The sequence below is a fragment of the Modestobacter muralis genome, from assembly GCF_010682105.1.
GTDB classification, from domain to species: domain Bacteria; phylum Actinomycetota; class Actinomycetes; order Mycobacteriales; family Geodermatophilaceae; genus Modestobacter; species Modestobacter muralis.
Map to the genome: position 1 here is coordinate 59520 of NZ_JAAGWH010000014.1, position 14069 is coordinate 73588.

Genomic DNA, 14069 nt, shown 5'->3' on the forward strand with positions numbered 1-14069 from the left:
ACTCGGCGTGACGACCCGCGCCTGGATGTCTCACGCAGGGGTTCAGACGTCCGCTCGGTGCCCGCCGACCGGACGGTCGCGGAAATCCCAGAACCCGTTCGGGGCCCGGGCGTGTCGTCCGGCCCGTCGCGCCCCGGCCGTGCCCGTGGTCGAGGTCGAGGGTCAGCGGAGGACGACGGCGTCGGGGGTGCTGACGTCCAGCAGGGCACCGGGCTCGATCGCGCCGGCGTCGATCTGCTGCAGCAGCGCCCCGAGCACCTCGGCCTTGCGATCGGTGAGGTCCGCGCTCCCCCACCGCACGGTCCGCCCGTCGGTGAGAGTGAGCGTCACGTCGTCGGCGGTGCGCGCCGCGACCCCGGTGAGCTCCGCCCGCACCGCCGCCGGCAGCGCCGTGACCGCTCCGAGCGCCGCCCGGGTCGCGTCGTCGTCCGGCCCGGGTGCGGACACCTCGAGCGGGACGACGCCGTCGGGCGTGCTGCCGGTGATCGTCTCGAACACCACTCCCCCGGCGTCGACCAGCCGGCGGGCGCCGTCGGACCGCACGACCGCGACCGGCACCCGCTCCTGCACGGTCACCACCACCGTCCCCGGCCAGCCCCGGGTGACCTCGACCGAGGCGACCTGCGCCAGCCGGCCGACGCGGAGGGCGGCCGCGTCGGTGTCCACCCGCGCCAGTGGGGTGCCGACCTCGACGCCGGCGACGCCGACGACCTCCTCGGCGGCCAGCCGCGCGGCGCCGTCCACCTGCACCGTGCGCACGGCCAGCAGCGGGCTGGCCAGCAGCACCCAGCCGGCGACCGCGAGCAGGAGGACGGCCACGCAGAACCCCACGACCAGCCGGCGGCGCCGGGCCAGGGTGGCGCGGGCGCCACGGCGGCGGCGCCGGGGACCCAGTGGGGTGACCGGCGCCGACTGCTCCTGCGGGACCTGCCGCCGGGACGACCCGCTCCTCCGCCGGGGCGAGCCCGCCCGGTCGTTGGTGGTCGTCCCGACCCGGCTCACCGCGACGGCCCCGTCCCGTCCGCGGCCGCGTCGACCACCTCCGGGTCGCCGGCCGCGGGGTCCTCCAGTGCGGCGAGCACCTCCGGGCCGACCATCGACACGTCACCGGCGCCCATGGTGACCACGAGGTCACCGGGCCGGGCCAGGGCCGCCACCCGCGGCGCGGCCGCCGACCAGGACGGCTCGAACCACACGCGGTCGGGGCCCGGGACCGCGTCGGCGACCAGCCGGCCGGTCACGCCGGGCACCGGGTCCTCACGGGCGCCGTAGACGTCCATCACGACGACCAGGTCGGCCAGGCCCAGGGCCTCGCCGAAGCCCGCGGCGAACTGCGCCGTCCGGCTGTAGAGGTGCGGCTGGAAGAGCACGACGAGCCGGCCGGACCCGACCACCGCGCGCGCGGCGTGCAACTGGGCGGCGACCTCGGTCGGGTGGTGGGCGTAGTCGTCGTAGACGCGCACGCCGGCCACGGTGCCCTTGAGCTCGAACCGCCGGTGCACGCCGCCGAAGCGCTCGAGCCCGCTGATCAGCCCGGACGCCGGCAGGCCCAGCTCCAGCCCGGCCAGCAGGGCGGCGGCACTGTTGAGCGCCATGTGCGCACCGGGCAGCTGGATGTGCACCTCGCCGAGCTCGCGGCCGTCGAGGACGGCGGTGTAGCGGGTGCCGTCGGCGGCCACGCGCAGGTCGACCAGCCGCAGGTCGGCGTCCGGGCCCTGGCCGTAGGTGCGCACCCGCGCGACCCCGCCCACGCCGGCGAGTCTGGCCGCGCCCGGGTCGTCGGCGCAGAGGACCAGGAAGCCCTCGGCCGGCACGGTGTGCACGAAGGTGTCGAAGGCCGCCTCGACCGCGGCCAGGTCGCCGTAGTTGTCCAGGTGGTCGGCCTCGACGTTGGTGACGATGGCCCCGAGCGGGGCCAGCAGCAGGAACGACCGGTCGCTCTCGTCGGCCTCGGCCAGGAAGACGTCGCCCTGCCCGGCGTGGGCGTTGGACCCGGACTCGTTCAGCGTGCCGCCGATGGCGAAGGACGGGTCGACCCCGCACGCCTGCACCGCGACGGTGAGCATCGAGGTGGTCGAGGTCTTGCCGTGCGTGCCGGCCACCGCGACGCTGCGCCGCCCGGCCATGACCGCGGCCAGCGCGACGGCCCGGGGCAGCACCCGCAGGCCGCGCTCCCGGGCGGTGACGAGCTCGGGGTTCTCGTCGCGGATGGCGGTGGAGACCACCACGGTCGCGGCGTCGCCGAGGTGCGCGCCCTCGTGGCCGACCTCGACCCGCGCCCCGAGGGCGGCCAGGGCCCGCAGTGTGGAGGAGTCGCGGCGGTCGCTGCCGGAGACGGGCACGCCGCGGGCCAGCATGATCCGCGCGATGCCGCTCATCCCGGCGCCGCCGATGCCGATGAAGTGGACCGCGCCCAGCTCGTCCAGCGCCGGGATGGGGCCGGTCCAGGCGGCGACGTCGTCGGCGCTCATCGGGTTCCTCTCCGGGTGGCGACGTCCAGCACCAGGTCGGCCAGCCGTTCGTCGGCGTCGGGGGTGCCCGCGGCGGCGGCGTGCGCGGCCAGCGCGGACAGCGCGGTGGGGTCGGTGAGCAGCGGGACCAGCTCGGCGGTGATCCACGCCGGGTCCAGGTCGGCGTCGGCCACCAGCAGCCCGCCCCCGGCCTCGACCACCGGCAGCGCGTTGAGCCGCTGCTCGCCGTTGCCGATGGGCAGGGGCACGAAGGCGGCCGGCAGCCCGACCGCGGACAGCTCGGCGACGGTCACCGCGCCGGACCGGCACAGCGCCAGGTCGGCGGCGGCGTAGGCGAGGTCCATCCGCTCCAGGTAGTCCACGACGACGTAGGGCGCCGACCCGGCCGGGCGGGCGGGGACGGCGACGTCGGTGTTCTTCGGGCCGCGGGCGTGCAGCACCTGCACCCCGGCGGCGGTCAGCGCGTCGGCGGCACCGACCGCGGCCCGGTTGAGCGAGGCCGCCCCCTGCGAGCCGCCGAAGACCAGCAGCGTCGGCCGGTCGGCGTGCAGGCCGAAGGCTGCGCGGGCCTCGGCCCGGCGCGCGGCCCGGTCCAGGCCGGTGATCGAGGTGCGCAGCGGCATGCCCACGTGCACCCCGCCGTGCAGCGGCGTGCCGGGCACGGTCAGCGCGACCCGCGCCGCGACCCGGGCACCGATCCGGTTGGCGAGCCCGGGCAGCGCGTTCTGCTCGTGCACGACGACCGGGACGCCTGCCCGGCGGGCGGCGAGGTAGGCCGGCAGCGCCACGTAGCCACCGAAGCCCACGACCACGTCGGCGCCCAGCTCGGTGAGCAGCGCGCGCGTCTCGGACACGGCGCGGACGATCCGGCCGGGCACCCGGAGCAGGTCCGGCGTGGGCTTGCGGGGCAGCGGCACCGGCGGGATGAGCCTCAGGTCGTACCCGCGGGCGGGCACCAGCCGGGTCTCCATGCCGCGGGAGGTGCCCAGGCAGGTCACCCGGGGGGTGCCACCGGGGGCGGTGCTGCGGCGGGTGAGGGCGTCGGCGAGGGCGAGCATGGGCTCGATGTGCCCACCGGTGCCACCGCCCGCGAGCACCACGTGCACGCGGCGGTGGGCCGGGCGGGTCGGCCCGGCGTCGTTCGAGGAGGAGGTCACTGCAGGCGTCCTGGCCGTTCCGTTCGCGGGGGGTGGGACCGCGGCGTCGGCCGGACCCGCGCGGACGGGGGCTCGGTGCGCTCGCGGGGGACGTCGCGCGGGGCGGGTCCTGCAGCCGACGACGGCCGGCGGAGCGCGGACGGGCGGTCACCGGCGGGCTGCCGGCCGCGCACAGTCTCCCGGTCCCCCGCGCCCCAGCGCTCCTCCGGGGTCGGTGCCCAGCCCTCGGCCCGGCGGGCCCGCGCGGGTGCACCGCCCGGCGTCCGGCGCGCGGCGCGCAGGTCACGAGAGGCGGCAGGCTCCGGGCGCACGCCACGCAGCGGCTCGCCCCGGCGCTCGGACCGCCCGGGGCGCTCGACCGGCCGGGCGGTGGTGCGACTGCCCGACCGGCGCCGGGAGGGCAGCGGGTCGACTGCGGTGGACGGCGCCGGGGAGAGCAGCCGGGCCAGCCGGCCGCGAGGCTGGGCCTGCAGGTGGGCGACCGCGGCGGGCTCGGCACGGGCGAAGCGGACCAGCAGCCCGACGATGACGAGGGTGAGCACCAGCGAGGTGCCGCCGGCGGAGATCAGCGGCAGGGTCACCCCGGTGACCGGCAGCAGGCCGACGACGTAGCCCATGTTCATGGTGGCCTGGCCGATCAGCCACACGGTGATCGCGGTGCTGGCCAGCTGCACGAACCGGTCGGCCGAGCGGCGGGCGATCCGGAACCCGGCCCAGGCCAGGACGGCGTAGAGGCTGATCACCACCAGGCAGCCGAGGAAGCCCATCTCCTCGCCGATGATGGCGAAGATGTAGTCGGACTCGGCCTGCGGCAGCAGGTTCCACTTCATCGCGCTGTTGCCCAGCCCGACCCCGGCGACGCCGCCCGAGGCCAGCGCGTAGAACCCGCGAATGGCCTGGTATCCACCGTCGGAGGGGTCGGCGAAGGGGTTCATGAACGAGGTGATCCGGGCCATCCGGTAGGGAGCGGTCACGATCATGAGGGCCACCAGGACAGCTGCGAGACCAACAGCCCCGACGATGTAACGGCGGGCGAGTCCACCTGCCCACATCAGCCCGGCCACGACCAGGGAGAGGCTGACCACCGCGCCCATGTCCGGCTCCTTGAGCAACAAGAGCGACATGAGCACGAAGGTCGGCAGCACCGGCACCAGCAGCGCCCGGGTGGTCAGGTAGCGCTCGCGCAGCGCGATGACGTGCGCGCCCCACAGCGCGAAGACCAGCTTGGCGAGCTCGGAGGGCTGGAAGTTGGTCACCTTGAGGTCGAACCAGGCGCGGGAGCCGTTGAGCTCCAGCCCGATGCCCGGGACGAGCACCAGGGCGAGCAGGGCGAAGGAGACCAGCATGCCCCAGCCGGCGAACTGCCGGATCCGGCTGATCGGCAGGTGCATCGCCACCAGCATCGCGACCAGGCCGAGCCCCGCGAAGACGATCTGGCGCACGCCCGGGAGCCAGGCCGGCTGATCGTCCAGGACGGCCTCGATCGAGGAGGCGGAGAAGACCATGACCAGCCCGATGGCCAGCAACATGCCGGCCGAGCCGAGGACCAGGTGTGAGCTGGTCATCGGCGCGTCGAGCCACTCGGGCCCACGCAGCCGGAAGCCGCCGCCGGTGCGGGCGACCGGGGGCGTGCGTGGCTCGCGGACGGTGGCCGAGCTCCGGCGTTCCCGGGTGCTCGCGGTCATCGTCGGCTCAGCCCAGCGCGCGGACGGCGTCGGCGAAGGCGCGGCCCCGGTGGGCGTAGTCGGTGAAGACGTCCATCGACGCCGCGGCCGGGGCCAGCAGGACGGTGTCACCGGGACCCGCCAGCGCGGCGGCGGCGGCCACGACCTGCGCCATCACGGTCTCCCCGTACGTCCCATCCGCACCCATGGCCCCATCGTCGCCGCTGGGGACCACCGTGCGCGGGACCGACGGGGCGTGTCGCGCCAGTGACCGGGCCAGCTCCTCCCGGTCCCGGCCCAGCAGCACGACCCCGGCCAGCCGCGGCGCGACAGCGGCGACCAGCGGGTCGACGTCGGCGCCCTTGAGCAGGCCACCGGCGATCCAGACCACCCGCGGGTAGGCCGCCAGCGAGGCGCCGGCCGCGTGCGGGTTGGTGGCCTTGCTGTCGTCGACGAAGTCCACTCCCCCGACCCGGCCGACCAGCACGTTGCGGTGGGCCCCGCCGGTGAAGGCGGTCAGCCCCCGGCGCACGCCGTCGGCGTCGACCCCGGCGACCCGGGCGAGGGCCGCCGCGGCCATCGCGTTGACCAGGTTGTGCGGGCCGCTGACCTGCAGCTCACCGGTGCCGACGAGGACGTCGCCGGCCGGGTCGGTGCTGAACGCACGGTCGACCAGGTCGCTCCCCCGCACCCCGAACTGGCCGGTCGCGGGCTCGTCCAGCGTCACGGTCACCGGGTGCGGGTGGGCGGCGACCAGCGCGGCGGCGACCAGGTCACCGGCGTCGGCGACCGCGACCGGGGCCAGCCGCAGCAGCCGGGCCTTGGCGTCGCGGTAGGCGGTGAAGGAGCCGTGCCAGTCGACGTGGTCGTCGGCGACGTTGAGCACGCACGCCGCGGCCGGGGCGATCGAGCTCGACCAGTGCAGCTGGAAGCTGGACAGCTCCACGGCGATCGCGTCGAAGCTGGGCCGGCCGTCGGCGTCGCGGGCGGTGACGACCTCGACCAGCGGACGGCCGACGTTGCCGGCGGCCACCGCGCGCAGGCCACCGGCCAGCAGCACCTGCTCGAGCATCGTCACGGTGGTGGTCTTGCCGTTGGTGCCGGTCACCGCGTACCAGGGCGCCGGCTGGCCTCCCGGGGCCGCGATGCGCAGCCGCCAGGCCAGCTCGGGCTCACCGATCACCTCGATGCCGCGCTCGGCGGCCGCGACCAGGAGGGGGTTGTCCGGCCGCCAGCCCGGGGAGGTGACCACCAGGTCGACGTCCTCGGGCGGGGTGGAGACCGCGCCCAGCCAGTGGGCCCCGGCGGCGACCAGCTCGGCGAGCACCACCGGCTCCCGCGCGTCGGTGAGCGCGACGTCGTCCCCGCGGGCCAGCAGCACCCGCGCAGCAGCGACCCCGGAGACGCCGAGCCCGGCGACGAGGACGGCCATCACAGGCCCGCGAAGGAGAGCCAGTCGGCGTAGAACAGCCCCAGCCCGAAGGCCACGGCCATCCCGGTGACCAGCCAGAACCGGACGATGACGGTGTTCTCCGCCCAGCCGGCCAGCTCGAAGTGGTGGTGCAGCGGCGCCATCCGGAACACCCGCCGCCGGGTGGCCCGGAAGAAGGCGACCTGGATGACCACCGACAGGGTCACCGCGACGAAGAGCCCCCCGAGGACGACCAGCAGCAGCTCGGTGCGGGTGACGATCGCCAGACCCGCCATCAGCCCGCCCAGGGCCAGCGATCCGGTGTCGCCCATGAAGATCCGCGCCGGTGAGGTGTTCCACCACAGGAAGCCCAGACAGGCGCCCATCGCCGACGCGGCGATCAGGGTGACGTCCAGGGGGTCGCGCACGGTGTAGCAGCCCTCGATGGCCAGAGCCGAGCTGCAGTCGTGGCCGAACTGCCAGAACGAGATGATCACGTAGGAGGCGAACACCATCGCCGAGCAGCCGGCGGCCAGCCCGTCGAGGCCGTCGGTCAGGTTCACCGCGTTGGAGAACCCGGCGATGAACAGGTAGGCCACCGCGCAGAACAGGAACGCCGGCATGGTCAGCGGAGCGATGTCCCGGACGAAGGACACGGTCGTGGTCGCCACCGCGGTGCCGTCGGCGCCGTCCTCGATGAGCGCCAGGACGGCGAAGGTCAGCCCGATCACCAGCTGGCCGACCAGCTTGGCCGTCTTGTTCAGCCCCAGGCTGCGCCGGTAGCGGATCTTGAGGTAGTCGTCGAGGAACCCGACGGTGCCCATGCCGATGAGCAGGAACAGCAGCAGCAGGCCGGTGGCGGTGACGCCCCGGCCCTCCTGGTTGATCAGGAACAGGTGGGCGACCAGGTAGCCGAGCACGGTGGCCAGCACCATGACGGTGCCGCCCATGGTGGGCGTGCCCTTCTTGGCCAGGTGGCTCTCCGGGCCGTCGTCCCGGATCTCCTGACCGAAGCCCTGACGCCGGAAGGCCTTGATGGCCAGCGGGGTCATCAGGATCGACACGATCAGCCCCACGGCGGCGGCGACCAGGACCGACTTCACGCGGTCACCCCCGAAACGGTGCGGAGCAGCTCGCGCAGCACCGCGCGGTCGTCGAAGGGCAGCACGGAACCTCCCACCTCCTGGCCGGTCTCGTGGCCCTTGCCGGCCACCAGCAGCGTGTCACCCGGTCGCGCGAGGCCGACGGCCGCGGCCAGCGCGGCCCGCCGGTCGCCGATCTCGAGCACCTCGGCCCGCTGCGGGGCCGGCACCTCCTCCGCCCCGGCGCGCATCGCGGACCGGATGGCCCCGGGGTCCTCCGAGCGCGGGTTGTCGTCGGTGATCACGAGCACGTCGCTGCCGGCGGCCGCGGCCGCGCCCATCGCGGGGCGCTTGCCGGCGTCGCGGTCACCGCCGCAGCCCAGCACGGTGACCAGCCGGCCCGTGGTCGACCCGCGCAGCGCCGTGAGCGCGGTGGCGACCGCGTCCGGGGTGTGCGCGTAGTCGACGACGGCGACGAAGGGCTGGCCGGCGTCCACCGGCTCCATCCGCCCGGGGACGACGGTGTCGGCGAGCCCGGCCAGCGCGGTCTCCACCGGCACCCCCACGGCGTCCAGCAGGGCCACGGCCAGCACCGCGTTCGCCACGTTGAAGTCGCCGGGCAGCCGCAGCCGGGCCGGCCAGGTGCGCCCACCGGGGCCGCGCAGGGTGAACGTCGAGCCGCCCGCGGGGGCGGGGGCCACGTCGGTGGCCGACCAGTCGGCAGCTGCGCCCGCGGTGCTCACGGTGACCGTGCGGGGTCCGACCAGCCGGCGTCCGTGCTCGTCGTCGACGTCGACGACCTCGACCTCGGCGCGCCCGTCGAACAGCAGCGCCTTGGCCTGGAAGTAGCTCTCGACGTCGCCGTGGAAGTCCAGGTGGTCGCGGGAGAGGTTGGTGAACCCGGCGGCGGCGAAGCCCACGCCACCGACCCGGCCCTGCACCAGCGCGTGGCTGGAGACCTCCATGACCACCGCCTGCACGCCCGAGTCGACCATCGTCGCCAGCAGCGCGTGCAGGTCGGGCGCCTCGGGGGTGGTGCGGACGCTGGGCAGCTCGGTGGTGACCGGCTCGCCGTCGGCGCCGCGCCCCCGGGTACGGGTCTGCACGGTGCCGATCAGGCCGCTGGGCCGGCCGGCGGCGGCCAGCCCGGCCTCGACCAGGTAGCTCGTCGTCGTCTTGCCGTTGGTGCCGGTGATGCCCAGCACGGTCAGCTGCTCGCTGGGCCGGCCGTACACCCGGGAGGCGACCGGGCCGAGCACCGCGCGCGGGTCCTCGACCACGCAGACGGCGACGTCCGGGTCGGTGATCGCGGCACGGCCGGCGGCGTCGGTCAGCACCGCGACCGCCCCCTGGGCCAGCGCCTCGGGGACGTACGCGGCGCCGTGCGTGCGGGCGCCGGGGAGCGCGGCGTAGAGGTCGCCGGGCCGGACGGCGCCGGAGGCGAGGGTGACGCCGGAGACGGTCACCGTGACCTCTCCCTGCACGGGGGTGCCGGTCAGGTCGGCCAGGTCGGCGAGCGGGACAGGGCGGTTCCCCGCAGGTCGGGGAGCCGACCCGGAGGCGGTCGGGGTCACGACCGCCCAATCTACCGGCGCGGCACCCCGGCGCCCCTCCACCGGGCCACCTCGTGTCGCCCGGGGCGGCCGGTCGGCGGTCGGGACGGGGATCAGTCGGCCAGGAGGGTGAAGTCGGGCCGCGGGGAGCCCGAGGGGACGACGCCACCGGCGGTCAGCGCGAACCGCATGACGTCCTTGAACACCGGCGCGGCGACCTGGCCGCCCTCGGCGTCGCTGGTGGGCCGCTCGAGGTCGACGGCGACGACGTACTGCGGGTCGTCGGCCGGGGCGTAGCCGACGAAGGTGGTGAAGTAGCCGCCGCCGGTGTAGCAGCTGCAGTCGGGGTTGGCGCGCTGCGCGGTGCCGGTCTTGCCCACCACCCGGAAGCCGTCGACCGCGCCCAGCGGCGCGGTGCCGCCCTTGCCGACGACGGCCTCCAGCATGTACGTCAGCTGGTCGGCGGTGTCCTCGCTGACCACCCGGACGCCCTCCGGGCGCGGGGCGGTGGTGACGGTGCCGTCGGGGGCGGTGACCGAGGAGACCACCCGCGGCGGGATGCGCACGCCCCCGTTGGCCAGGGTCTGGTAGACCGACGCCATCTGCAGCGTGGTCACCGACACGCCCTGCCCGATCGGCACGTTGGCCGCCCGGCTCTGGGTCCACTCCGCGGAGCCCTCCAGGATGCCGGCGCTCTCCCCCGGCAGCTCGACGCCGGTCTGCGCGCCGATGCCGAAGGCCCGCAGGTACTCCTCGAGCTTCCCGTCGCCCACCTCGCGGGCGAGCATGATCGCGCCGACGTTGCTGGACTTGGCCAGGATGCCGGTGAGCGTGTAGCCGCGCGGCGGGTGCCGGCCGGCGTCCCGGACGGTGACGTCGCCGGCCTCGATCGAGTCCGGGACGGTGAGCACGGTGTCCTTGGTGGCCTTGCCCTGGTCGATGGCGGCGGCCAGGGTGACCGCCTTCATCACCGAGCCGGGCTCGTACACGTCGGAGACCACCGGGTTGCCCAGCAGCTCGGGGTCGGTCTCGTTGTAGCGACCGGGGTCGTAGCCGGGGCACGCGGCCATCGCGACGACCTCGCCGGTGTGCACGTCCTGGACGACGGCCGAGCCGGAGGTGGTCGCCCCGTCGGCGCAGGCGGCGTCCAGCCGCTGCTGCACGACGTACTGCAGGTCCTCGTCGATGGTCAGCGCGACCGTGCTGCCGTCGACGGCCGGGGTCGTGTCGTCGATGCCCGAGGGGATCGGGTTGCCGCTGCCGTCGACCTCGGTGCGCTCCTCGCCGTCGGTGCCGGTCAGCTGGTCCTCGAAGGTCCGCTCGACGCCGGCCAGCCCGGCGCCGTCGGTGCCCACGAAGCCGACGACCTGCCCGCCCACGGCGCCGGCGGGGTAGAGCCGGACCGGGTCGGGCTCGAAGACGATGCCGGTCCGGTCCTCCCGCGGCAGCTCGCGGATGCGGTCGGTGACGTCGGTGGGCACCTTGGGCTTGAGCACCACGTAGCGACTGTCCCGGGAGAGCTTCTCGGTCAGCTCCCCGGCCGGGACGTCGAGCAGCGTGGTCAGCGCCAGCGCGGTGCGGGTCGGGTCGGTGACCGCCTCCGGGTCGGCGACGACCCGCTCGGCGGCGACCGAGTAGGCCAGCACCCGGCCGGTGCGGTCGGTGATCTGGCCGCGGACGGCCTCGATCGGCGAGACCGACATCCGGTCGGCCTCGGCGGCCTTGGCGTAGGCGGCACCGTCGACGCCCTGCAGCAGGACGAGCTTGCCGACGACCACCACCAGCAGTGTGATCAGCAGTGCCAGGCCCCACCGGTTGCGCTTGTCCCGCTGGTGCAGCCCCAGCGTCGGGCGGCGCCGGCGCGCACCGGGCTCCCGGCCGGGTGCCGAGGACCCCGAGCGGCGGGCCGGGCCGGACGCCCGGTCGCCGTCGCGGCGCGCGGCGGCGGGGCGGATCGGCGGCAGCTGGCCTGCAGGGGGCACGGATCAGTTCCCGGGGGTCGGTGCGGCGGGGTCGGTGGTGGCGGGGTCGGCCTGGGGCGGTGTCGTGTCGGTCGGTGTCGTGTCGGTGGGTGCCGGCCCGCCGGCTGCGGGCGGGATGTCCGCCGGCTGCGTCGCTGCGGGCGGGGTGGTCGCGGGCGGGGCCGGCGCGGCCGGTGCCGGCGCGTTGGGGTCGGGGGCGTTCGGGTCGGGCGCCGGGACGGCCGTGCCCAGCAGCACCGAGGTGCCGTCGGGCTGCAGCACCAGGTGTGCCGGGGAGCCCGGCTGGACCAGCCCGGCCGCTGCGGCGGCGCGGGCCAGCTCGGTCGCAGTGTCGGCAGCGACGACCTGCTGCTCCAGCCGAGAGACCTCCTCGGCCTGCTGCGCGTTGGCGGTGCGCTGCTGGTTGGCCTTGAGCGAGTCGACCGCGATGGCGGTGTTCAGCGCGAGCAGCCCCAGCGTGGTGGCGACCAGCAGGGCCACGAGCAGCGCGACGAAGGGCGCGCGACGACGGCGGCCGGCGGTGTCGCGTCCCGGGGTCCTGGTGCCTGCGGGCACCAGCCGCAGCTGTGGCCCGGTGGTCACCGGGCCGGTCCGGCGGCTGGGCGCGCTGCGCGGCACGTGCACCGGGCCGGTGGTGGTCCGCGGCGCGCCGGCCCGGGCGACCGGGGCGCTGCGCGCGGGGGTGCCCCCGACCGGCCTGCGGGCGGCCGGCGGCCGGGGGCTGCTGGAGCCGGCGGTGGCGGTCACGGGGGGCGTCGTGGTCCGCGCCAGCGGCGTCCGGGGCAGCGGCGGGTGCGGGGTGGTCCCCCGCGTCGTGCGGGCCGGCTGGCTCACGACGACGCCTCGCCGGGGCTCGTCCGCGTCGTCCGCCGGGCGGCGGTGCCCGCAGGGGAGCCGACCCGCGCGCTCACGAGGCCCGCCGGACGCGCTCGGCGGCGCGCACCCGAGCCGAGGCGGCCCGGGGGTTGACGGTCAGCTCGGCCTCGCCGGGGGCCTCTCCCCCGCGGGTGACCAGCTTCAGCACCGGGGCGTGCTCGGGCATCGGGACCGGCATCCCGGGCGGGGTGCGGTCGGTCGCCTCGGCGGCCAGGGTCTGCTTCACGATGCGGTCCTCGAGGGAGTGGAAGCTGATGACGGCGATCCGGCCACCGACGGCGAGGGCCTCGATGGCCGCCGGCAGTGCCCGGGTGAGCACGCCGAGCTCGTCGTTGACCTCGATGCGCAGGGCCTGGAAGGTCCGCTTGGCGGGGTGGCCGCCGGTGCGGCGGGTGGCGGCGGGGATGGCGTCGCGGACCAGCTCGGCCAGCCGCGCCGTGCCGGTGAACGGCTCCCGGGTGCGCTCGCGCTCGATGGCCGAGGCGATCCGGCCGGCGAAGCGCTCCTCGCCGTAGACCCGCAGCACCCGGGCGAGCTCGCCGTGGGTGTAGGTGTTGACCACGTCGGCGGCGGTGCGCGGGCCGCTGGGGTCCATCCGCATGTCCAGCGGGGCGTCGGTGGAGTAGCTGAACCCGCGGGTGGGCCGGTCCAGCTGCAGCGAGGAGACGCCCAGGTCGAACAGCACGCCCTGCACCTCGGGGACGCCCAGGCGATCCAGGACGTAGGGCAGCTCGTCGAAGACGGCGGGCACGAGGGTGGCCCGGTCGGTGTGGCCGGCGGCGGCGATCCGGGCGGCGGCCTCGGCGCGGGCGTCGGGGTCACGGTCCAGGCCGATCAGCCGCAGCCGGGGGTGGGCGGCCAGCAGCGCCAGGGAGTGGCCGGCCAGGCCCAACGTGCAGTCGACGAACACCGCACCGGGGGCACGCAGCGCGGGGGCCAGCAGCTCGGTGACCCGGTCGAGCAGGACGGGGACGTGCAGCGCGGGCCCGGTGGGCTCGGGGCTGCTCATCGACGGGTCCTCTCCGGGGCGGCTCGGTGGCGCAGGGTGCTGCGGACCCGGGGTGGGGTGCAGTGGGGGCGGTGGTGGGAGGTGGCGCCCCCGTGGGGCGCCGACCCTGGCCCGCCGCCCCGCAGGGTCGCCTGGCGCCGGGGAAGCGGTACCAGGTGGTGCCCTGCTGGGGCGGCCGGGCAGGTGGGGCGGTCGTGCCGGTGGGGCGGTCGTGCGGCGGCGTCGAGCCGGGGGGAAGTCGGCTCGCTGCCGCGGGGTGCCGTCGAGCCGCGGGGAAGCAGGCTCGAAGGCGACAGGTGCGTCAGGGGTGGGCAGAGGCGGTGGAGCTCAGGAGAGGGTCGGCATCCCCTCGCTCTCCATCGCGGCGAACACGGCCTCCTGCTCGGCCACGTAGGCCTCCCAGGTGCCGGAGTCCCAGATCTCGAAGCGGGTGTCGACACCGACCACGACCACGTCGCGGTCGAGGCCGGCGTACTCGCGCAGGCTGGCCGGGATGGTGATGCGGCCGGTCTTGTCGGCCTCCACCTCGACCATCGAGCCGAAGCTCATGCGGGCGTGCATGCGGGCGCCGTTGGTGTCCGAGGGCGCCATGGCCTTGAGGGCGGCGCTCTGCTCGGCGACCCGGGCCATGGTCAGCCCGTAGATGCAGCGCTCCTGACCCTTCTTGATCACCATGCCGTCGGCCACGAGGTCGCGGTACCGGACAGGGAGGGCGAGCCGGCCCTTCTCGTCGAGGCGCAGGGGGTAGCTGCCGACGAACACCGGATCACCCCCTGCATCTGTCCTCCTGTGGTGTCGCCGGACACCATCCGTGGGCCCGGCCTCCCCATTCCGCGACACAGTAACCCACTGGCCCCCACCGAA

The 14069-nt window shown here is 76.0% G+C and carries 11 protein-coding genes; all 11 read right to left on the bottom strand.

The window, feature by feature from the left end; all coding sequences use genetic code 11:
• Positions 1–162: 162 nt before the first annotated feature.
• Complete coding sequence (locus tag GCU67_RS07355; protein WP_163610442.1) at positions 163–1002, bottom strand: cell division protein FtsQ/DivIB; 840 nt, start codon at positions 1000–1002, stop codon at positions 163–165.
• Positions 999–2471: a UDP-N-acetylmuramate--L-alanine ligase gene (gene murC / locus GCU67_RS07360; RefSeq protein WP_163610443.1), complete on the bottom strand. Its 1473-nt coding sequence runs from the start codon at positions 2469–2471 to the stop codon at positions 999–1001. Before murC ends, GCU67_RS07355 begins: the two co-directional genes overlap by 4 nt.
• Entirely contained in the window at positions 2468–3628 is a 1161-nt protein-coding gene (murG, locus tag GCU67_RS07365) for an undecaprenyldiphospho-muramoylpentapeptide beta-N-acetylglucosaminyltransferase (RefSeq protein ID WP_338104849.1), read from the bottom strand. The genes murC and murG overlap by 4 nt, the downstream gene beginning before the upstream one ends.
• On the bottom strand, positions 3625–5313 hold the full coding sequence (ftsW, locus tag GCU67_RS07370) for a putative lipid II flippase FtsW (protein ID WP_163610444.1): 1689 nt from the start codon (positions 5311–5313) through the stop codon (positions 3625–3627). The genes murG and ftsW overlap by 4 nt, the downstream gene beginning before the upstream one ends.
• 7 nt (positions 5314–5320) lie before the next feature.
• Positions 5321–6724 carry a UDP-N-acetylmuramoyl-L-alanine--D-glutamate ligase gene (gene murD, locus GCU67_RS07375; protein ID WP_163610445.1) on the bottom strand — a complete coding sequence of 468 codons (1404 nt, stop codon included), beginning with the start codon at positions 6722–6724 and terminating at the stop codon, positions 5321–5323.
• Entirely contained in the window at positions 6724–7806 is a 1083-nt protein-coding gene (gene mraY / locus GCU67_RS07380) for a phospho-N-acetylmuramoyl-pentapeptide-transferase (RefSeq protein WP_163610446.1), read from the bottom strand. The genes murD and mraY overlap by 1 nt, the downstream gene beginning before the upstream one ends.
• Entirely contained in the window at positions 7803–9359 is a 1557-nt protein-coding gene (locus GCU67_RS07385; protein ID WP_163610447.1) for a UDP-N-acetylmuramoyl-L-alanyl-D-glutamate--2,6-diaminopimelate ligase, read from the bottom strand. Before GCU67_RS07385 ends, mraY begins: the two co-directional genes overlap by 4 nt.
• Positions 9360–9451: 92 nt before the next feature.
• Entirely contained in the window at positions 9452–11320 is a 1869-nt protein-coding gene (locus tag GCU67_RS07390; protein WP_338104850.1) for a peptidoglycan D,D-transpeptidase FtsI family protein, read from the bottom strand.
• Between the two features lie 3 nt (positions 11321–11323).
• Positions 11324–12067, bottom strand: coding sequence for a cell division protein FtsL (ftsL, locus tag GCU67_RS07395; RefSeq protein ID WP_163610448.1), 744 nt, complete (start codon positions 12065–12067; stop codon positions 11324–11326).
• Between the two features lie 160 nt (positions 12068–12227).
• Positions 12228–13205: a 16S rRNA (cytosine(1402)-N(4))-methyltransferase RsmH gene (gene rsmH / locus GCU67_RS07400; RefSeq protein ID WP_163610449.1), complete on the bottom strand. Its 978-nt coding sequence runs from the start codon at positions 13203–13205 to the stop codon at positions 12228–12230.
• Positions 13206–13532: 327 nt separating this feature from the next.
• Positions 13533–13967 (bottom strand): division/cell wall cluster transcriptional repressor MraZ, encoded by a 435-nt coding sequence (mraZ, locus tag GCU67_RS22735; RefSeq protein ID WP_163610450.1) that lies wholly within the window; start codon positions 13965–13967, stop codon positions 13533–13535.
• Positions 13968–14069 lie beyond the last annotated feature (102 nt).

Excerpts from the sequence above, each read along its gene's own strand:
- rsmH (WP_163610449.1), bottom strand. The coding sequence starts at position 13,205 with ATGAGCAGCCCCGAGCCCACCGGGCCCGCGCTGCACGTCCCCGTCCTG.
- ftsW (WP_163610444.1), bottom strand. The coding sequence starts at position 5,313 with ATGACCGCGAGCACCCGGGAACGCCGGAGCTCGGCCACCGTCCGCGAG.
- murD (WP_163610445.1), bottom strand. The coding sequence starts at position 6,724 with ATGGCCGTCCTCGTCGCCGGGCTCGGCGTCTCCGGGGTCGCTGCTGCG.
- murC (WP_163610443.1), bottom strand. The coding sequence starts at position 2,471 with ATGAGCGCCGACGACGTCGCCGCCTGGACCGGCCCCATCCCGGCGCTG.